Annotated in this window: 18 protein-coding genes, 1 tRNA gene and 1 pseudogene; 11 read left to right on the forward strand and 9 right to left on the reverse strand. The window is 38.6% G+C overall.

Going from position 1 to position 20,683, the window contains the following annotated elements; genetic code table 11:
- The first annotated feature begins 16 nt into the window (after nucleotides 1-16).
- The 5 genes from groES (at nucleotide 17) to MSKOL_RS14470 (ending at nucleotide 5,662) form a co-directional block, all read left to right on the forward strand.
- A complete protein-coding gene (groES, locus tag MSKOL_RS14450) occupies nucleotides 17-295 on the forward strand; it encodes a co-chaperone GroES (RefSeq protein WP_048122036.1) in 279 nt (92 codons plus the stop codon).
- A 148-nt stretch (nucleotides 296-443) separates the two neighbouring features.
- Complete coding sequence (gene groL / locus MSKOL_RS14455; protein WP_048122038.1) at nucleotides 444-2,054, forward strand: chaperonin GroEL; 1,611 nt, start codon at nucleotides 444-446, stop codon at nucleotides 2,052-2,054.
- A 428-nt stretch (nucleotides 2,055-2,482) separates the two neighbouring features.
- Complete coding sequence (locus MSKOL_RS14460; protein WP_048122040.1) at nucleotides 2,483-3,310, forward strand: hypothetical protein; 828 nt, start codon at nucleotides 2,483-2,485, stop codon at nucleotides 3,308-3,310.
- A gap of 220 nt (nucleotides 3,311-3,530) precedes the next feature.
- Nucleotides 3,531-4,199, forward strand: coding sequence for a hypothetical protein (locus MSKOL_RS14465; protein ID WP_082091149.1), 669 nt, complete (start codon nucleotides 3,531-3,533; stop codon nucleotides 4,197-4,199).
- Between the two features lie 266 nt (nucleotides 4,200-4,465).
- Nucleotides 4,466-5,662, forward strand: a complete 1,197-nt coding sequence (locus MSKOL_RS14470; RefSeq protein ID WP_048157298.1) for a pyridoxal phosphate-dependent aminotransferase — start codon at nucleotides 4,466-4,468, stop codon at nucleotides 5,660-5,662.
- 85 nt (nucleotides 5,663-5,747) lie between these two features.
- Here the strand turns inward: MSKOL_RS14470 and MSKOL_RS14475 are convergent, their stop codons facing one another.
- A complete protein-coding gene (locus MSKOL_RS14475; RefSeq protein WP_048157300.1) occupies nucleotides 5,748-6,509 on the reverse strand; it encodes a hypothetical protein in 762 nt (253 codons plus the stop codon).
- A 284-nt stretch (nucleotides 6,510-6,793) separates the two neighbouring features.
- Here MSKOL_RS14475 and MSKOL_RS14480 point away from each other — a divergent pair, with 284 nt between their 5' ends.
- Nucleotides 6,794-7,876, forward strand: coding sequence for an FRG domain-containing protein (locus MSKOL_RS14480; RefSeq protein ID WP_048157301.1), 1,083 nt, complete (start codon nucleotides 6,794-6,796; stop codon nucleotides 7,874-7,876).
- A 279-nt stretch (nucleotides 7,877-8,155) separates the two neighbouring features.
- On the opposite strand, the gene MSKOL_RS20425 is transcribed toward MSKOL_RS14480, so the two are convergent.
- The 5 genes from MSKOL_RS20425 to MSKOL_RS14500 form a co-directional block, all read right to left on the reverse strand.
- A tRNA-Trp gene (locus MSKOL_RS20425) sits at nucleotides 8,156-8,347 on the reverse strand.
- A gap of 175 nt (nucleotides 8,348-8,522) precedes the next feature.
- Nucleotides 8,523-9,680 (reverse strand): ABC transporter ATP-binding protein, encoded by a 1,158-nt coding sequence (locus tag MSKOL_RS14485; protein ID WP_052725525.1) that lies wholly within the window; start codon nucleotides 9,678-9,680, stop codon nucleotides 8,523-8,525.
- Nucleotides 9,677-10,354, reverse strand: coding sequence for a molybdate ABC transporter permease subunit (gene modB / locus MSKOL_RS14490; RefSeq protein ID WP_048157303.1), 678 nt, complete (start codon nucleotides 10,352-10,354; stop codon nucleotides 9,677-9,679). Before modB ends, MSKOL_RS14485 begins: the two co-directional genes overlap by 4 nt.
- 21 nt (nucleotides 10,355-10,375) lie before the next feature.
- Entirely contained in the window at nucleotides 10,376-11,272 is an 897-nt protein-coding gene (gene modA, locus MSKOL_RS14495; RefSeq protein ID WP_048157306.1) for a molybdate ABC transporter substrate-binding protein, read from the reverse strand.
- Nucleotides 11,273-12,018: 746 nt separating this feature from the next.
- Nucleotides 12,019-12,228 (reverse strand): molybdopterin-binding protein, encoded by a 210-nt coding sequence (locus MSKOL_RS14500; RefSeq protein WP_048122053.1) that lies wholly within the window; start codon nucleotides 12,226-12,228, stop codon nucleotides 12,019-12,021.
- A gap of 610 nt (nucleotides 12,229-12,838) precedes the next feature.
- On the opposite strand from MSKOL_RS14500, the gene MSKOL_RS14505 reads away from it, so the two are divergent.
- Entirely contained in the window at nucleotides 12,839-14,233 is a 1,395-nt protein-coding gene (locus MSKOL_RS14505; protein ID WP_231592260.1) for a formylmethanofuran dehydrogenase subunit B, read from the forward strand.
- Between the two features lie 112 nt (nucleotides 14,234-14,345).
- On the forward strand, nucleotides 14,346-14,867 hold the full coding sequence (locus MSKOL_RS14510) for a gamma carbonic anhydrase family protein (RefSeq protein ID WP_048157307.1): 522 nt from the start codon (nucleotides 14,346-14,348) through the stop codon (nucleotides 14,865-14,867).
- Nucleotides 14,868-15,544: 677 nt separating this feature from the next.
- Here MSKOL_RS14510 and MSKOL_RS21165 read toward each other — a convergent pair.
- Together MSKOL_RS21165 and MSKOL_RS21170 are read right to left on the reverse strand one after the other, a co-directional pair.
- Nucleotides 15,545-16,219: a transposase gene (locus MSKOL_RS21165; protein WP_048157310.1), complete on the reverse strand. Its 675-nt coding sequence runs from the start codon at nucleotides 16,217-16,219 to the stop codon at nucleotides 15,545-15,547.
- A complete protein-coding gene (locus MSKOL_RS21170) occupies nucleotides 16,189-16,836 on the reverse strand; it encodes a hypothetical protein (protein ID WP_048157311.1) in 648 nt (215 codons plus the stop codon). Before MSKOL_RS21170 ends, MSKOL_RS21165 begins: the two co-directional genes overlap by 31 nt.
- Before the next feature lie 214 nt (nucleotides 16,837-17,050).
- On the opposite strand from MSKOL_RS21170, the gene MSKOL_RS14525 reads away from it, so the two are divergent.
- Both MSKOL_RS14525 and MSKOL_RS14530 read left to right on the forward strand, forming a co-directional pair.
- Complete coding sequence (locus MSKOL_RS14525) at nucleotides 17,051-17,347, forward strand: nucleotidyltransferase family protein (RefSeq protein ID WP_048122071.1); 297 nt, start codon at nucleotides 17,051-17,053, stop codon at nucleotides 17,345-17,347.
- Complete coding sequence (locus MSKOL_RS14530; RefSeq protein ID WP_048122073.1) at nucleotides 17,344-17,694, forward strand: DUF86 domain-containing protein; 351 nt, start codon at nucleotides 17,344-17,346, stop codon at nucleotides 17,692-17,694. The genes MSKOL_RS14525 and MSKOL_RS14530 overlap by 4 nt, the downstream gene beginning before the upstream one ends.
- A 338-nt stretch (nucleotides 17,695-18,032) precedes the next feature.
- On the opposite strand, the pseudogene MSKOL_RS14535 reads toward MSKOL_RS14530, so the two are convergent.
- Nucleotides 18,033-19,575, reverse strand: a pseudogene (locus MSKOL_RS14535) (IS1182 family transposase).
- 407 nt (nucleotides 19,576-19,982) lie between these two features.
- On the opposite strand from MSKOL_RS14535, the gene MSKOL_RS14540 reads away from it, so the two are divergent.
- Nucleotides 19,983-20,606 carry an isoprenylcysteine carboxylmethyltransferase family protein gene (locus tag MSKOL_RS14540; RefSeq protein ID WP_048122075.1) on the forward strand — a complete coding sequence of 208 codons (624 nt, stop codon included), beginning with the start codon at nucleotides 19,983-19,985 and terminating at the stop codon, nucleotides 20,604-20,606.
- Nucleotides 20,607-20,683 lie beyond the last annotated feature (77 nt).

The following is a 20,683-nucleotide window of genomic DNA, read 5'->3' on the forward strand; positions in this document are numbered from 1 at the left end:
AAGGAGGAACAATAAAGTGATTATCAAACCTATTGGCGAACGAGTCTTGCTTAAGCACCAGAAGAAACAAGAAGTTACAAAAGGCGGGATCTATATCCCGGAGTCTGCACGGCAGGAGAAAAAGGAAGGTATTGTTATTTCGGTAGGGACTTTTGAAGATGGAAAGGAGCTTCCCCTGAAGAAAGGAGACCGTGTGATCTACGGGGGATATCAGTCAGACGAAATTGAAATTGACGATGAAAAGTACCTTTTTGTCGACTTCAAGGATATTCTGGCAACAATTGCTGAAGAATAATGTTGAACGAGGCCGATCCTGAAGAACATAAGTATGAATGTATTCAGATTTGATTCATGGAGTTTAAGACTATATCCAAAATTTAATACTCCAAATTTAATTGGAGAAAAGATTTGATTCTATTTGACTTTAACCCAGGTGAATACAGATGGCTTCAAAGCAGATAATGTTTGATGAAAATGCAAGAAAGGCACTTTTAAACGGTGTAGATAAAGTTGCAAATACTGTCAAGATAACTCTCGGACCGAAGGGACGTTATGTTGTACTGGACAAAATGACAAAACCTGTGGTCACAAATGACGGAGTAACCATCGCAAAGGAGATCGAGCTTCATGACAAGTTCGAAAATATGGGGGCCAAGCTTGTCAAAGAAGTTGCTTCCAAAACTCAGGATAATACAGGAGATGGAACAACTACTGCAACTCTTCTTGCCCAGAGCATGATCAGGGAAGGCCTGAAAAATATCAGTGCCGGAGCAAACCCGATAGATGTCAAGAAAGGTATTGAGATTGCAACAGAAAAGGTTGTAAGCTATCTCAAGAGCAAGAGTAGTGAGGTAAAAGGTAAGGAGAAAATCGTACAGGTAGCTACAGTTTCTGCAAATAACGATGAAGAGATTGGCAATTTGATCGCGGATGCCATGGAAAGAGTCGGCTACAATGGGGTAATCACTGTTGAAGACTCTAAAACAATGGAGACTAACCTGGACGTTGTAGAAGGAATGCAGTTCGACAGAGGTTTTGTATCTCCTTATATGGCAACTGATTCTGAGAAGATGGTCTGCGAGTTTGAAGACCCTTACGTCCTGATTACGGACAAGAAAATCAACAGCATGAAGCAGATCGTTCCCGTGCTTGAAAAAGTCGCTTCTGAAGGCCGTTCTCTCCTTATTATTGCCGAAGATGTCGATGGAGATGCCCAGGCTGCTCTGATCCTGAATATCATTCGTGGAGCACTGAGGGTCTGTGCTGTCAAGGCTCCAGGATTTGGGAATGAGAGAAAGGAGATGCTTGAAGACATTGCCGTGCTGACCGGCGGGCAAGTAATCAGCGAAGACAAGGGCATGAAGCTTGAGGAATTCGATGATTATATGCTCGGAAGTGCCAGAAAAATCACAGTTGACAACCACAAGACCATCATTGTAGAAGGCAAGGGCGAGAAAGCACAGATTAAGGATAGGGTCAAACTCATCGAATCTCAGATTAATATTGCTGACACGGATTACAAGAAGACCGAACTCAAAAAACGCCAGGCAAAGTTAGGAGGCGGGGTCGCAGTAATCAAGGTGGGAGCTGCAACCGAAACCGAGCTGAAAGAGAAAAAGATGAGAATTGATGACGCTCTCAATGCCACAAAAGCCGCAGTTGAAGAAGGTGTGGTTATAGGGGGCGGAATAAGCCTTTTCCGTGCAGCTGCCATTCTGGACTCCCTGAAACTTGAAGGAGACAGAGAGATAGGTGTAAAAATAGTCCAGAGAGCTATCGAGGAACCTGTACGCCAGATCGCTGAAAACGCAGGCAAGGAAGGTGCTGAGGTCGTTGCAACCATCAGGGCTGAACCCCGCGAACTCTTTGGGTACAACGCGAAGAAAGATGTCTTTGAAGACCTCTTTGAAGCAGGTGTCATTGACCCCACAAAAGTAGTCAGAAGCGGCCTCCAGAACGCTGCTTCAATTGCTGGAATGGTACTTACAACCGAAGCTCTTGTCACGGACTTCAATGACGAAAAGGACGAAAAAGCAGCTACAATTATCATCTAATTTTAGCTTTTTTCTTTTTTCCTTTTTTGTTTCTTTTGTCCTATCTTCTTTTTTCTTTACTCTGTTTTGTTCTTTTTGCCTTTTTTGTTTCTTTTGTCCTATATTCTTTTTTCGTTACTCTCCGTTGTTCTTTTTACCTTTCTTTGCTTCTTTTGTCCTATTTTCTTTTTTATTTACTCTGTTTTGTTCTTTTTGCCTTTCGTTGCTTCTTTACTCCTTTTCTGGATTTTCTTCCAGCTTATCTCCCCTTTGCCCTGATTTTTTATTTTACTTATAAGTTATATATTTCGAATATCATATTTTATCAATAACCATAATTATTAATTTGCCATCTTGTAGCCCATCTTGTAAGATTACTGTTTATACATTTGGCCTACGTTTTAATCCAGTTTACAATAAAATCTTCTACTGAACAGGTGAAAATAAGTATGTTTGAGGTTTACTGTGATTCTTCCTTTAATGAAGGCGAAGACTCTTATATTGGTTGTACTGTGCTCCGGGACGGCAAACAGATCCACCAGTCTACAACAAAGGTCCCCGGTGCCCCTAAAAATAACCTTGACTGTGAACTTGAGGCCCTTTCTTTCGCTGTAACTCTTTCTAAAATTTTTTCCGAAAGCGATAGGGACATTACCATTTATAATGATTCTACTGAGGCTGTAAAAGTTTTCCAGAAGGAAAAGCCGGAAATTGAAAAGAAATTTCCGGATCTCAGCATTAATTTTGAATATATTCCACGCGAAAAAGTAAATCAGGCAATTGCAGACAGTTTATCTAAAAAATTTCCGGTATTTTTCCTGAATGTTCCCACCTGTGAGGTTGAATCTTTTTCCCGGAGAGAAGACATTCTTTCCGATATTGCCCGAAACGAGCGTAATATCTTTTATCTGGAGAAAGTCGACGAAAAATCCACGAATAAAAAGACATGCTACAGGTTGATTATCCGTACAATAGATAAAATCCTCTCGAATGACCGGTTTTATCTAATAAAAAAAGGAGGGCCGGGCACGCAGGTAAAAGCCGCAGAAGAGATAAGGAAAGACCTGTCCGACCCGCATTTCGTCTCCTCGATGGAAGCAAAAGGTGTCAGGCTTGAAAACTCTTACTTCCTGCTCACGGACGAAACCTGGGGGCTTCGGGGCACGGACAATCAGACCTGCTCCATTCTTCCAGGCTCAATTTCCCACAGGATCATCTGTGACGAAGTAGACCGCTCCCCTGAAAACCTCTTCAGAAGAGCTGAACGCTTCAAGTAATTTTTCTGCCCGAAACCAAACCTGTCTTATTTTTTCGACCAACCGTTGCGCCTGTTTATCACAAACTGTTGCGCCGGTTTATCACGCCGGATAGGGACCGGGGACAAGAGTCTCAAACTCAAACACTTCTCGGGTTTTCGCTCAAGCCTTTTTTTAAAAGGCTTGCGGGCAAGCAGTTTTTTGAAAAGGCTTGCGAAAGGGCTTGCAGTACCTAATATTTATGAGTAGTCACTATATACTATATGGGGTGCGAGTTACGGTAGAAGATCCTGAAAATAAGATATGGCAGACTGTCCCCGATGTTCGGCGGGAAACAGGAAAGGAATCTGAAGGAAATGCCAAAGAACCGAAAAAACTCGGTAAAGAAGAGGTTCAGTATGCTGGAGTTCCGGCCGGTGAAGGCAGTATGTCCTGCCTTGAGATGCCTGAAGAGCAACGTAAAAACTTCATCCTGGAGATACAGCAGGTGGCAGAAAAAATACTCAAGGCCCACGGGGTTATCAATGAAGTCTCTGATCTTTTGAAGGGCGAATGGTCCCTTAAGCTTCAGAAATCCGGGTTTGAGAATAAACTGGTTCTTGCAAAATACGGGGAAGAGGTTTCCATAGGGTTTTTTATTTACTCGGACGATGTACCGGTTCCAGATCCGAACCTTGTCTTGCTCTCACGGGATGGGCTCTGGTATCCCCAGAGAATAGAGGAAAAACTTGAGGAAACGGTTTCTTCCTTTTTTGCAGGGGCATATGGAGACTATGACTTCCTTAATATTATTCCTGAAAATCTTGAAAAGTTCCAGGTTTTCCAGCGAGATTTTGCGAAAACACTTGAAAGCCAGGGCTGGAGTGATCCGGAGGTAAAAGTTCTCGAAAAAATCATGCCAAGAAATTAAGCTATCTTATAAACTGGTTTCTGTCTTATAAACGAGTTTCATGCAGAAACTAACTTTTTTCCTCTGTTTTCCCAGGAGTTACCCTTTTTCTAATTCAGGCTTATCAGGATTTGACCTTTTTATTTCTGTTTTCTCAGTTCTGATTTTGTTTTTCCCACAGAATATTTAAATATTGAAAGCATACGCAGTTTCAGATATAACATCAACAGTGTTACTTGCTTTTACTTCAGCTCCTCTCACAATAATCGATTTTCAGAAGGTTTTCTATGTTTTCAATAAATTCCGAATGCATCTTATCAAAAAAATCTGAAGATATCCCTCCTTTCTATGTGATGGAAGTGCTGGAAAGTGCCCAGGCTCTGGAAGCTGAGGGAAGACACATAATCCACCTTGAAGTAGGAGAGCCTGATTTCCCTACAGCTCCCCATATCTGTGAAGCTGCCTGTGCTGCTATTGGTCGGGGAGCCACAAAATACACTCACAGTCAGGGACTTCTTTCGCTCAGAGAGGCAATAGCCGAATCCTACCAGCAGAAGTACGGAGTCGAACTGAGTCCGGAACAGATTATTGTAACATCCGGCACAAGTCCGGCTCTTTTGATTGTTTTTATGGCTCTGCTTGAGAAAATGGATGAAGTAATAATGTCGAACCCCCATTATGCCTGCTATCCTAACTTCGTGAAATACCTGGGTGGAACTCCTGTTTTTGTTTACACGAGCGAGACAAACGGGTTTGCCCTGGAACCGGAAACAGTAAGGCAGTGCCTGAGCCCGAATACTAAAGCCATCCTGATCAATAGTCCTTCAAATCCTGGAGGGCATGTCATGTCTCCGGAAAATTTGCAGGGCCTTGCCGAGATCGCGGATGAAAGAGGAATTCCTATTGTTTCGGACGAGATTTATCAGGGTTTGATCTATGGCGGGAACGATCATACTATTCTGGAATACACTAAGAACGCCTTTGTCCTGAATGGTTTTTCCAAATTATATGCTATGACAGGCTGGAGGCTCGGCTATATTATCTGTCCTCCTGAATGCGTCCGTGCAATTCAGAAAATTCACCAGAACTTTTTCATCTGCGCCAATTCTTTTGTCCAGGAGGCAGGAATCGCAGCCCTTAAAGGTCCACAGGATCACGTTGCCGAGATGGTACATACTTACAACACACGCCGCCAGTACATGTTGAAAAGGCTTATCGGAATGGGCCTTGAAGTCCGCAAAGAGCCGATGGGAGCCTTTTATGTCCTTGCCGATGCCCGCAGGTACGGCAGCGACTCTCTGGAACTGAGCCGCCGCATTCTTAACGAGGCTGGCGTTGCAGTTACACCAGGAATCGATTTCGGAAACGGTGCCGAAGGCTATCTGCGTTTCTCCTATGCCAACAGCATAGAAAATATAAAGGAAGGTATGGACAGGTTGGAAGCTTTTTTGGAAAAAGAGCTTGAAGGATTAGAAATTCTATAACTGAGTTTAGATCAATCCTTCCTTCATTTTCTGACCAATTTTCTTCTTCACTTTTTCTAACCAATTTTATCCTCTAATATTGTTTTTAAAATCCGGAAAGATTGCTCTGAAGCTTGCCGTTTTTTTCCGGGCAGAAAAGCCCTGTTATCATCCAGGTCCCATACGTGAAATGCGTCCCCATGATAAAGTAAAGTTCTTTCTCTTTCATGAAGTCCGAGAAATGCTCTTCTAATTTCATTTCTACGGCTGTCAGTTCCTGTTCATCTCTTATAATGTTCCGTACGGTTTCATTGAATTCCCAGTCGAGCAGGATTATTTTATGCCCCCTGCAGGCTTCTTCTCCCTCACACCTGAAGAAAAACCTTATCTCGACAGGCATGGCGGATTTTTCCCCTTTTTCCAGAAAATCCCCTATGAGGTTAAAATACTGCTGCCGGTCATAAGCCTCAGTGCTGTTAACCTTTATCTCGAAATCCAGGATTTCCGGCTTTACCACTCCAAGGCTTGCTCCTTCGAGATTCAGCTTTTCAATAGACGTTACGAGCGGCAGGATAAGCTCCTTTATTTCTCTTTCTTTAAGGGGCTTTTCCAGGTTTATATGACTGAGGACTTTCCTGCTCTCCCACCTGACATCATGCTCAGGTTTAGTAACCGTGACCTCAAGAAGGTCATTCTTTCGGAAATCAACCAGCCCTTCCCCGTATCTGAATCCCAGGGGGTAGAGCCTTAGCAGTTCGCCATGTTTATTGATGCCGATAACTCCAACGGCATGTCCGTCCCCATCTTTTTTGCTTTTTTCAGGAGTGGCTCTGACAAGGACAGCTATTTCTTCTTTTTCTCGTTTCAAAATAAGAACCTCGCTTGCTGTTGAGCAGGTTTTAGCAGGCAGAAGAAGATTGGATTTGCAGGTTATTAACCATTGGGGAAGTCACGTGAAAGTATTATTTCTTCAAATTCTACTATCTTCAGGCATGAAAAGTTAGATTCTTGAGTGTTGATTAGCATGAAAGTATTAAACCTGAGGACAGTGTACCGACTTTTCCGTAAAATCTAAAATTAATATGTTTTTGAGTCAAGAAATAGAATCTTTTTAAGTTATTGGCTTTATTCTATCAAGAAAGAGGCTAAAAAATGACTATTGATTTCAATAAAACAGATAAATATTTTGAAATTAACTTTTTAAATGAAGAAAAACCGCACTCATTATTATTAGATCTATATTTTAATCCTGCCAAAATTCTGGGCGACTATTTTGAAAAAATTTTTCCTCGAGATATTGAATATCAAAAAAATCATGCATTAATACCATATACTGTTGACTTTATAGAATGGAATGGATGGTTATTCCGGGGTCACAAAGATGCTGGTTGGAAATTAGAAACCTCATTCGAAAGACTAATCCACAACAGAACTATTTTTAAAAATGATTTTGAAATCGAGACTGACAGAGCCAAGTTTAGAGACTATTTTGAAATAGAAATGGGTATGATCAGAGAATTTAGAAGAAAAGTATTCGAATATGCTCCTCATTTAAAAAGCCTACGTGAAGAAGACTATTATGAATGGATTGCAAATATGCAACATTATGGTTGTAAAACAAGATTTTTAGATGTTACCTTTTCGTTTTTTGTTGCATTATATTTTGCAGTTGAAAGTATTGAATTTTCTAAGGTAAACGAAGACAGTAAAAAAGGAATGTTCACTATATGGTTTTTTAATAGAATGTGGATCGAAAAAAGATATAAGGATTTTCTTCCACGTGAAATAATGGATCTATATAATAAATATGATCAATTCGGAAAAGATGTTCGCATACAAGATAAAGTTTTAAACTACGTACCTGATTTGAAAAAAAAGAAAAAAGAATTCAAAGACGCATTTAAAACTGTGATTAATATGACCCCTTATTATTTAAACGAAAGGTTAGTAAGACAGAAGGGCTCATTTTTGGTTCCAACAAATCCATACTGTTCATTTGAAGAAAATCTGTTTAATATGATCAAAGATAAAAATGACATTTTTAGAATTATCAAGGTAAATGTTGAATATAATGATAAGTCGTTGTTGTATATGTTGAAATTCCTGGATGAAATGAACAATACTAGCAGTGTACTTTTTAACAGTATTGAAGGCCTATGTAAAAATATTAATTATAAAAGTCTGCTGCCCAATGATTCAATTATCATTTCGCCCAATAAAGGAATTAAGAGCTAAGAAAAACATAAGCAGACCCTGAAAATACGTCTAGGATTAGCGCCAACATTTTTACGAGAATATATAAGTGCGATTATTGCGATGCATAAACAAACCTCAATAATGAAGTCACTGATCGCTTTTAAATGATATCGTTTTTGATCTCTAAACATCATATAGTTGCTTTTACTTTCTGCACATTCCAGTAAATGAACCATTGCAAAGAGTAATGTAAAAAAGTATGTATGAAAAAAAATCTTAAAAGAAAATGTATAAAGAATTTAAAGTAAAGAAAAAACGTGGGGCTGGTGAGATTCGAACTCACGATCGACGGGTATCTCCGAACAACTGCTTACACAGTTTTCTGGTGAGCATCTATCAGTGCTCCAACGGTTCCTCATTATCTTGCCCCGTCGGGAAAGACTCAGTATACCCGTTGTTCATCATTTATCCGCTGGAGCCCATCGCCATGCCGGGCTAGGCCACAGCCCCTTTACAAGGATACTCAAATATCTTTTCTCTATTAAATACTTAACGGCAGGAAATGATGTTTTTCCGGAAATAAGAGGTTAATTTTAAGAAATTGAATGTAAATGTCCTGTTCAAAATAGAATATGTTAGAATAGATGCGTTATTTTCCAGTCCTAATCTATGTGGTATTTTCGAGTTATAAGCTACGGAACGCAACCACTTTACTCGTTTCCAGTTTAACCAGGCATAAACCACCTGCACACAGCTTCATGGAATCAACAAATTGCGCAGGAACTTCTGCAATCAGAGTTTTGTTTTGTCTGACAAGCTTAAGTGTGATTCGTTTTCTTGGCCCTTTACTGATGATGCTATTGACATGTGCAGAATAGACATTTTCATCATGATTTTCAGGACCAGAACCCGGTAAAAGAAGAGTTATGTTCTCGGGATGTATTCCCCAGGAAACTTTATCTCCAGGTTTGAGGTTTTGAGATTTTACTTTTATTCTCATATCCTCGCTTTTTAATATTATATTTTTTGATTCTTCATCATACCTTTCTACTTTAGCTTCATCAAAAATATTTGACAGGCCAATGAGGTCTGCCACATGCCGGTTTTCAGGATGGTAAAAAATTTCTTTCGGAGTTCCAAACTGCTGAGCCTTTCCTCCGTGCAAGATAAGGATTTTATCAGCCAGCAGGAAAGCTTCTTCAAAGTTGTGAGTAATGAATAACAATGGTATTCCAATCTTGTTTTGCAGATTTTTTATTTTTTCGGCAAGTCTGGTTCTTATTCTCGTATCAAGTGCGGAGAAAGGTTCATCCAGAAGCAGAATCCCTGGTTTGGGAGCAAGAGCCCTTGCCAGAGCAACTCTCTGCTTCTGCCCGCCTGATAGCTGCGACGGGTAACGGGTTTCCAGTTCTTCAATATGGAGAAGATCCAGCATTTCCGCAACCCTTACTTCCTTGTCCTCTTTTTCCCAGCCTTTGAGGCCGCATTCTATGTTTTTTCTAACATTCATGTGAGGAAAGAGGGTATAGTTCTGAAAAACATAGCCAAGATTGCGTTTCTGGATGGGCAGGTTAATTTTCTGGTTTTTGTCGTAGTAAACTTTACTTCCCACAGTTATTTTTCCATCATCAGGTTCCGTGATACCTGAAATACATTTGAACAACGTGGTCTTTCCTGATCCAGAAGGCCCAAAAAGTACAACAAGTTCGTTCCCCATTTCAAAGCTGATATCTAACGTAAAAGCTTTCTTAGTACTTGTAAAAGCTTTCTTAGTACTTTTTTTGCCATTGATTTCAGCTTCTTTATACTGTTTTTTAAGGTTAACTTTTACGCCCAATCTCATACCTCAAGTTTTCCTACGAATCTGCCGGTCAGTGCAATGGTCAGCAGGGACATAAAGACCAGGATTAACACAAGCAGATTGGCAAGTTCGTTATTGCCTGCCTGAAATGCGCTGTATATTGAAATCGACATTGTGTTCGTTTTTCCCGGGATATTCCCTGCCAGCATGAGAGTTGCCCCGAATTCTCCAATAGCCCTGGCAAAACTGAGTATCAGTCCTGCCAGTATTCCCTTTTTTGCAAGAGGGATTGTTATTTGCATAGCAGTCTCAAATTCACTTTTTCCAAGGATATAGGCAGCATACTCTATTTCCCTGTCCACTCCTTCAATGGCAGCTTTTGCGGTATGTACCATGAGAGGAAGGGAAACCGTATAAGCCGCAATAACTGCTGCCTGCCAGGTAAACATTATCCCGGTTCCCAGAGCATTGAAAATTATCTGTCCGAGAAACCCATTTCTTCCCACCAGAATCACAAGAATGTAACCAATTACAGTGGGGGGAAGGACAAGGGGAAGGGTCACGAATAACTCCGCAAGCCCTTTTCCCCGAAAATCACGCCTTGCAAACACGTAGGCTATGGTTACACCACTACAAAGTACGAGAATAGACGATATGGCTGCTACCCGGAGCGTAAGAGATAAAGGAAACCATATCTTGTCCAGCATGGAAATCATTTTTTGTTTTTAACTTGTTTTTTATTCGGATTCGGGAGTAAATCCGTATTTTTCCAGTATTTCCTGTCCTTCTTCTCCAGTTACGAAATCCACGAATTCCTGTGCTTCTTCTTTGTTATCAGAAGCAGAAACTAAGGCTATAGGATAACTGATGGAAGTATTAACAGGGACGGTAGCAACGATTTTTATAGTTCCGGGGTCTGCGGTCTTTGCATCGGTCATGTACACAAAACCTGCATCAACCTCTCCTCTTTCCACGTATGTGAGTACTTGTTTAACGTCTTCAGCAAGTATCGTCTTATCTTTTAGCTGGTTCCAGAGTCCTGCTTCAGTCAATGCCTGGGTTGCGTATTTGCCTACAGGGGCAGTTTCAGGGTTTCCAATGCTGATTTTTCCCACATCTGAGGCTGTCAGGTCTTTTATTCCGGTTATATCAAGATCGCTGTTTGCAGGGACTATGAGCACAAGGGAGTTCTCAGCAAAGTCTTTCCTTGTACTGTTGTCGATAAGGGTCTCATTGGCAAGCATGTCCATGTTTTTCTGGTCAGCAGAAGCAAAAACATCAACTGGAGCTCCTCCTTCTATCTGTTTACGCAGATTTCCTGACCCCGCAAAATTTAAATTCACATCCGTGCCAGGGTTTTCAGTTTCAAACTGGGATTCCATATCCGTAAAAGCTTCGGTAAGGCTGGCAGCGGCAGATACTGTTATAGCATCAGGGTTCTGCTCAGAAACCGACGTTTCATTTGTGGCTACACCCGTTTCATTTGTGGCTACACCCGTTTCATTTGTGGCTGTAACAGTTTCGTTTGTGACTGGAGTAACAGTTTCGTTTGTAGCTTCATTTCCATTACCAGTACACCCTATTGCAAGGAATACTCCTAATATTACTAACAGAACTATCAGTTCTTTTCTCATACTTTCACCTACTCAAAATATTATTATAATTAAGTACTTACGCGGTTGAACTCAGAATAGAGAACAATGAACTCTCGGTAGTATAATCACTTATCACTTTTTTGTATTTTTTCATATTAAGTTATTCAAAACCGGTAAAGTTGATGTAATAAAATTTACTCTAGTTATTATGGGTTTATTTATTTCAACTCACGATTTTCGGGCTAATTTCTCTAATTACATGAAGATAAGTTAAGGCAATTTTATAAAAAAGCTTCAATCACTTAAGTCATATATAAAATAAATGCAGATGAATCAATCTATTATTTTTAGGAGTTTATTGATACTGACGCTCAATAAGCAAATTTTCCGCGGGATGTTCTGCATTATGAAGTTATGTATACAGAACACGGCAATACAAATGGAGCGTTTTTAAATGTGTTAAGTTAGATCTATACTATGCAGATATGCGTAGATATGCGTAGATATGCGTAGATATACGTAGATATGCATAGATGTGTACATACATACAAAGCCGTAATACTTGTTTATTTCGTATTAAACGAGTGTTGATATTACCAGACAGTTTTTTGCGCTTCTGCGGAATGCAAAATTAATTATTTTTGACTATACATCCTCATCAATTGCTGAATAAGGGCTCTTCGCCATTCCCTATAGATAAGACGATTTTCAATTCAAGGTCGCGTTGGTTTTTATGTGAACATTATGAAGATATCCACACAAAACAACGAAGAGCCAAAATACAGTTAGTCTGTGGCTATCATCACACTTGAGGCTTTGAATGCTGCGTAAACCTCGCTTCCTACTTTTAAGTTCAGATTTTCAGCTGATGTTTTTGTGATGATAGAAGTGATTTCCGTTCCCTCTGGCAACTCTATTACAATTTCAGTGTTTACCATTCCGGGGATAATGCTTTTAACCTTACCTTTTAAAACATTGCGTGCGCTTAGTTTCATATTTGATCCTCCTTTTCAAGACGGAAGTTAAATTCCTTCAGCTATTATATAAACATATCTAAATATGAACCTTACGAACTTAATAAGATCAGTTTCCCATCTATGATCCACATTTGAAAAGAAACATGAAATCCCCACTCAAAAAAGTGAGTCGCCGATATGTTTATATTTGAGTTGTAAATTTATTTCTTAATGTAAATTCTTTATATGAAATGCATGAATTTGAAAGAGAAAATAGTTTACTGGTAACGAACGTAGGTCTGGAAATCTACTAACTGGTAAACGACAGCAAAAGACTTGAACACGGTTTTTTTCTATTGGGATCTGGAAAGTTATGGTCTCTCCTGAATTCCCCCACCCGTCTTCCAGGATGCAGGGAAAAAGGCGTATTCCTCAAAACCTGTTGACATTGAAGTACTAGTTCATAAAAATGAAACAGTGTTATGAAATTACTGTGCACTGTTCATTCGCATGAAAACGAACTGCTGTACAGTTGCATAGAACAATGTTAAGAGGTAAGTAAAATGCAAGATGAAACATTACTATCAATTTTTTCGGAAAAGTGCACCGAGGACACAATATTAAAATTTTATGCCGGAGAGCAGTGAGTATGATTCACAAAAACATAGTCTGTCCGGTTTGCGGAGCTGCCTGCGATGATATCCAGGTTGAAATCAAGAATGGAAAGATTGAAGCTAAAAATGTATGTAAGATGGGAATTTCCAGATTTAATGAGATTACAAGTCCTCGAAGATTTAAGCAGCCCCTTCTAAAGTTCGGAGGAAAACTAAGACCGGTTTCCTGGGACGGAGCCCTTCAGATAGCCGCAGACATCCTGTTTTCGGCAAAACGCCCCCTAATTTCCATAGGCAGCGAAACTTCCTGCGAAGCACATGAAGTGGGGCTTATGATAGGGGAATATCTGGGTGCAATCGTTGATACAATCGGCAATGGGGCCACAGTGATGGGAACTCAGGAAGCTGGAAAAGTCGGTGCAACTGAAGGACAGAAGAAAAACAGGGCCGACCTTTTGGTTTACTGGGGGACCAATCCACTTGAATCCATGCCCAGGCAAATGTCCAGATATGGGGTTTTCCCGAGAGGTTACTGGACAAAACGCGGGCGTTTTGACAGGACAATCATTACTGTAGACCCAAGAAAAACTCTAACTGCTAAAGCTTCTGACCTGCACGTGCAGCTTAAACCGGACTCCGACTATGAGCTAATAAGTGCACTCCTAACGCTTTTACATGGAAAAACGCCTCATCATTCCGTAGAAAAGATAACAGGAGTTCCCGTTTCTGTTATGGAAGAGATGCTTAATATGATGAAGAACTGCAACTTTGGGACTATCTCAGTAGGAGTTGGACTGTCTTCATCCCCCGGGAAGTACAGGAATATTGAAATTGCCATGAACCTTGTGAAAGAGCTGAACAAATATTCCAAATTTACCATTGGAGTTATCCGCAGTAACTGCAACGCTGCAGGCTTTAATCAGGTTGCTTCCTATATGTACGGGTACCCCTTCGGGCTTGATTTCATGCGCGGACACCCACGTTACAACCCCGGAGAATTCACAACCGTAGATTTGCTTCGAGAAAAGGACGTGGATGCAGCTTTTATAATATGTGCCGATCTTTTGAGTCAGGTACCCCCTGACTGTGCAGCTTACCTTAAAGAAATTCCTTTGATCTGCCTGGATACAATTCCCTGCCCAACTACATCTATCTCAGACATTGTGCTTCCGGGAGTCGTCGACTCCATGGAGTGTGAAGGGACTTTCTACAGGCTTGACGATGTGCCTATTTACTTTGAACCGTTCCTTGATTCCCCATTTAAATTTACTCAGAGTAATGAAGATACCTTAAAACAGCTCTTTGAGATAATAAAAGGGAAACAAAATCAGGATAGTATTTATCAGGACAGTATTTTTCCGGTTACATACATTGATGACCCTAATACTCAAAATTGCTCTTCCAGATCTCAGATTTCGAGTGTTCAGTAAAGTTTCTGAGAATGGAAAATAATTCTGAAACCTTATTGGTTTCAGAATTAAATTGGTTTGAGATAAGTTATATACAAATTAGTTTTCCTTATACACAAAAAGGAGAAATTCGATGATAACGAATTACAAAGACAAAAACCCGAAAATCTCAAAAACAGTTTTCGTTGCCGATTCTGCGGATATCATAGGGGGTGTAGAAATTGGGGATTATTCAAGTATATGGTTTAATGCCACAATCCGAGGAGACCAAAATAAGATAAAAATTGGAAACCGAACAAGTATCCAGGATAATGTGGTAATTCATGTAGACCATGTTAATGAGGTCCAAATCGGAGATAATGTTACTGTAGGACACGGAGCTGTACTCCATGGTTGCAGAATTGAAAATAATGTGATTATAGGAATGAACTCTACAGTATTGAACGGCGCTGAAATAGGGAAAAATTCCATTGTCGGTGCAAACGCACTGGTTCCTGAAGGAAAAAAATTTCCTGAAAGAAGCCTGATCATTGGAGTTCCGGGGAAAGTAAAAAGAGAACTCGAAGAAGTAGAAATCGAGGCTATATCAAGAAATGCCGAAGAGTATGTAGAACTTACAAAGGAATACAGGGAAAAAAGTAAAGTTAGTGTTTAAGTTAATAGCTTTTCGTTGAGCTTTTAACTTAAAGATTCACTTTTTTTGAGCGTTTAACTTAAAGATTCACTTTTTTGAGCGTTTAACTTAAAGATTAGCGCCCAGGGCAGAATTTAAACTTGCGTTCCCCCAAAGAAAAAACGGTTTTCGAGATCGTCGCCTTACCATAGTGCCTGAACACGAATTTTGCAGGTTAATAACCCATTTTCGTTCATTTGTTGTTATAAAATTAAATTCGGAGAGTCAATATATAAATTCGTTTCTCTATGAGTTCTTGCTCTTTTTTATTAAGTTTCTGTAATTCGATTTGGTTCTTTGTTCTTATTCTTCGGGTTCTCATCCAAAAGGGAACCAAAGCCTTTCGCTCTTACTTCTTCTTCTAGCCCTTCGTCTAATTCAGCCTTGTAAAGAGTTTTCGCCTTGGAAAGCTGGTCAACTGTTAGTTTTTTTGCTTCTTTTAGTGTCGCGTATTCAAGACACTTTTTAATTTATTCTGGGGCAACCAAAATTGAGACTAACTTTATGAAATTACGTTAAAAACTTCTTCAAAATTATAGTTGAATTTGCTTCCCGTTATAGAACTTACTAATTTTTTTATGGGTTTTATGAATTTCATCAGAATTTCTTGATAGCTATCGCTATAAGATTTTAATTTTTGATTGCAAATTTCCTTTACTTCATCCAGAACCATATAGGATTTTTGCCCTCATTAAGGGCGAAAATCCCCTCCATTTTCCAGTAGCAAAATACCTATTATTGAAATAAGTAAATAAGTTGTAACAAAAATTGGCTAAACCACTTTCGGTTTTGAAAGACCTTACATTCTCTATGATATCACGTATCAAAGAAAAAGTTTGTTCCATTGTGTTGTTCGTTACTGGTGTGAATCCTTTCATCATGTGGTCTACATTTCTCTTGAAAATCTCTTTTGCATAAGAGATTGCCTTAAGAGATGCTTTTGAAAGTTCCAGATAGGACTCTGAATTCAGCATATTTTGATAACGTACAACAGCTTCGACTACTGTATCTGATGTTATCAATTGGCAAATCTCATTGTATACAATTTCATCCTCAATGGGAATTTCATCACCAGCTTTAAACTCTTCAGAATACTTCTTGCTTACGTTTTTCAACTGATGATATACACAAAAAGAATGACTCACTTCAGGGAAGACAGTTTTTACAGCTTCAATTATCGCATTATCTTCATCAGAAACTATTCTTTTTATTTTGCCTTCAGGAAATCGGTTCTTTATACGTTCCATAAGAGGAATTAAGGCTTTAATATCCGGTAAACTGTCAGTTATCTCAAAATCTAAAATTACTTTTTCTTTTGTAGCAACAACGCACACAGATTTATATCGCAACTTCTTCCATTCTTTTTTGAAAGCTTTTTTCCAATCAACTCTTCAAGACTTTTTTTCCATCCCGTTTTGGTCCAATCTCCATCAACATATAAAGTTTCATCAAAATCAATTTTTTGATCTAAGAGTTCTTGCTTTGAAAGTTCTGCTTGTTTCTGCTCATATAACCACAATGAAGTTGCACAAGGAGCTCTTCCACAGACATTTATCACTCCTTCTGTATATGTTTCCCCAATTCGTCGAGAATTGTGTAGACTGCATCGTCCATTGCATCTTACAGACATTTGTTTGTCATAATATTCAGAACTGTAATTTGCAGAACCAGGAACGCCAATAATCTGATCATGAAAAGATTTCTTACAAGAAGGACAAATCCAGTATGTAACATTGCAAGCTATAGTGCCGTGGCTTGATAAAATCCAACGAGTGTGATGAGAGTTTACATGTAATTTACTGCCACAATCATCACAATGAGTAAATGATGATATGGAGAACATAGTATAGTAGCGATTTCCAACCAAAACCTTTGGTAAAGGAATTATTATTTTGCCGTCAACAACCATTTTTACCATTGACTTATCTATTGCGATGTTTCCTTTTCCCATAAATAGAAAATTATCTCAATATAATTAAAATTTTATTGTTTTGCACGATTTAGAGAGAAAATCTGAAGACCAGAAAATAATAAAAAGTCTCAAATTTACAGAACGTTTAATACACTGCCATAAAAATTGACAAAACAAAACTATTCTAAGACAAAACAATTGACTCTCTTTCATCAGGATATGTTTAAATTGTAACAAACGAAATTATGATGATATGGAGAGTGCTTCCCAGAATAAAGAGTTATTCGAAAAAATATCTTCATTCCTCAAGAAGGAAGGAGCAATAAAGGTAGCTATTTTTGGTTCTTATGCAAGAGGAGAAGAAAGACCAGAAAGTGATATCGATGTTCTTGTAGAGTTTTCCGAAACAAAAGGTCTGCTCACTATGGTCAGAATTGAGAGAGAGCTATCAGAGTTTCTTGGAGTAAAAGTTGATTTACTAACCGAGGGGTCGATAAGCCCATACCTTATTGAAGGAATCAAAAAAGAAGCAAAAGTGATCTCTGCATGAAAAAAAACGACTCGATTTATCTTAGCCATATCCTCGATTCAATTGAACGTATTGAAGAGTACACTAAAGGTATGGAAAAAAAAGATTTTTCGTCTAGCAATCTAGTTCAAGATGGGACTATCAGGCAAATTGAGATTATAGGTGAAGCCACTAAAAACTTATCCAAAGATCTCCGCGAAGAGTATTCTCAAATTCCCTGGAGGGACATTGCTGGGATGAGGGATCGATTGATTCATCATTATTTTGGAATTAATTTGGAAGATGTTTGGCATACTGTTAAAGTCGATATTCCTGCTTTAAAAGATGAGATTCTTGTGATACTCGATATTCTGGAGACTAAAAAATAATGATGTCTCTGATTGAATGGTTCCACTGCAAAAATTAATTTTCTAGATTTCTGCCTATGAGTTTGCAATCACAACGTTAGGAAGTATATAGAAATATACTTGTTTCCTCCGACAAACTGCAGTAAATGGGGTAAAAATAGGGAGAAACATATAGGAACTTTTATTCAATGGCTACTGCGATCGGTTTTTATAAGGTAGCAAGACAAATCAAATTGCGGGCGGCCACCCCACCCTAAACAGGCTGTCCGACAATTACTGATAGTAATGAAATAAAATAATATGTTGGTAGGTTAGAATTTTTTCTTTATACAAATTTGTTATCTATTTCTTGTGGTGACTCAATTTTTAAAATGAAAAATTCCATCTATTTCCAATTTTCTTTCCAATGATCTCGTTTTTATTTGAGTAAATCCATATTTTCCTTAAATTAGCTGCAGTACACACTAAATTAAATTCGTTTCTGACTGATTTCAGTCCTCTGGTTAAAAATTCTCTAAACCCTAAATTCTCTTTATAGTTTCCAATTACAGGTTCCACTACCTGCTTTCTTTGTCCATATATTCTTTTAGCTTCTTTTGTTCCCATTTTATTGGCTAATTGCTTTCTTTCTTTTGAAAATTCATCTATTTTTAAATGCCTAATTCCATCCATCCTTTTTGTACACTTTTTGCTGAATTCACATTTTTTACATCTAGTCCCCTTGTAAAGTCTATACTTTTTCTTCCTTTCTTTCTCATGACCCTCGTATAAAAACTTCAATCTTTGATTTTCAGGGCATATAAACTCATCATTTTCTTCGTCATATTGAAAATTGCTAGTGTCGAATATAGTATCTTCAACGTTTTCTGTTTTTGATTTAGCTATTTCCTTTTGCCCTGGAATATATGGATCCAATTTTTTATCATTCAAATAATAAATATTATTTCCACTATAGTATCCACTGTCTGCACATATTTTAGTGCCTTCTTTTAAGAAACCACAATTTTCTTCCACAAGTTTAATCTGTGGCTCCAATTGATACATATCAGTTCTATCTTGAGATACAGCATTTGCAACAATAATCCCCAGTTTATGATCCACAGTTATTTGAGAATTGTATGCCAGTTCAAATACTCTCTTTTTGTTTTTCATAAAACGAGATTCTTTATCGGTCAAACTTACTTTCTCAATACCGTCTTTTTTAAATTCTTCAAGTGCTTCTTCAACTATGTTTTTTATCTCATTTTTACGGTCATCAGAATTATCTTTATTTACTTGCTTTATGTACCTTGCAACTACAGCTTTTACTTTGTACTTTTCATTTTCATTCAATTGATCGTAACCACGGCAATTACCAAAATGCTCATCTTCAAGTTTGTCTACTTCAATACCTTTTTTTAATTCATTGTTAACGTATTTTCCAATAACTTTCAAGACCTCTTCCAAAACCACACTATTTTTTGACGCAGAAGCTTTTACTATGGATCCGTCAATGCTTAACTGCTCAAGACCTATTACACCTAGATCTTTAGCTGCTTTAACTGTGTTTTTGAACAGTTCTGTAATCAATTTTTCATTATCTTTTCTGAAGTCACTTATTGTTCTAAAATCCGGTTGTAGGTTTTCAGCCAAATACATGTAAACTACATTTTCTCGAACATTGCGAGCTATTGCTCGCGATGATCGAACTCTATCAAGCATCGACTGAATCAAAATTTTACACATTATGCACGGATGATAAGCTGGGTGTCCAGAACCGTCATACCTTGTTTCAAATTCACTGAAATCCATCTCATCTACAAAAGACTCAACCAAGTAGCAGATATGATCTGAAGGAATAAGATCTCGGATATCTGGAGGTAAAGTCCAAACTTGATTCTTTGAAGATTTGATAAACGCCATAAATCAAAAAATTAGTGAAATATTATATAATAATTGACATATTCAAAGCAGAAACCTCAATTAACTGAGATAATTGTCGGACAGCCTGTAAAGGATTGGGTATGCTTCGGGCCGCCCGCCCGGTTACTTGGATACAGATAATTAGGTTCTGTTGCAAAAAATCTGGTTACTTTACAAAACAAGTGAAAACCTTCACAATTAGGAAAGTTAATCATTCTCACTACCAGGAAAAATAGTACATAAAGGTACCAATTATAGCCTCAAAGTACGAGAAGAAAATTTTTTCAACACAACCGTTTGTTCTATATTGCCTGAACTTCTAATATTTTTAAGGAACTATAAGTAAGCTTTTCATATTGGTGTAGAAATAGAAGTTATTTAAATAAAAATAAGGGGGACTACTGGAATTGGTTTCTTCCAAAATTACTCCTGTTTTTTCTCTGGCAGCATTTGCAGTTATTCACAGCCTGACTGCGAGCCTGCCCTTCAAACGTCTCCTCGTGAGGGGCCTGGGTTCAAGGGCAGATTGGTTGTATCTACCGGTATATAGCCTAGTTGCAATGCTAACGATATTGCCGCTCGTTTATCAGCTCTACAAAAATCCTGGACGGGTTCTCTATAAAATACCTTCTCCTTGGCGCTGGCTGATGGTCGGCGGGCAGTTAATTGCTTCGATTATTGCCCCAAAGGCTTTTCTGGATGCACCCAACCGATTCAAAATACGCTCACAGCTCTCTGTTCCACAGACACCTGAAGCAGGTTCCCTGAATATCCGGGGTATTTACCGATGGGTAAGAGATCCCTTCCTGCTCTCAGGCCTTGTCATAATCTGGCTCACTCCCACTATGACCGTTAATCTGCTTGTCATATACCTTTTGACTACTATATACCTGTATCTTGGATCCCTGCACTGGGAAAGCAGGCTGATAGCACAGTTTGGTGACGAATACCGTGAGTACCAGAGAAGGGTAAATAGATTAATTCCCAAATCATGGAAAAATGCTAAAGATATTGATAAATTCAAAGAATAAGATATTTTATAGGTATCGCTAAAGCGTGTTTTCAGCAAAAGAAAAATATTATTAGTATTTTTTCCTGTCAGTTCAAA

Source organism: Methanosarcina sp. Kolksee (assembly GCF_000969945.1).
Classification (GTDB): Archaea; Halobacteriota; Methanosarcinia; order Methanosarcinales; family Methanosarcinaceae; genus Methanosarcina; species Methanosarcina vacuolata.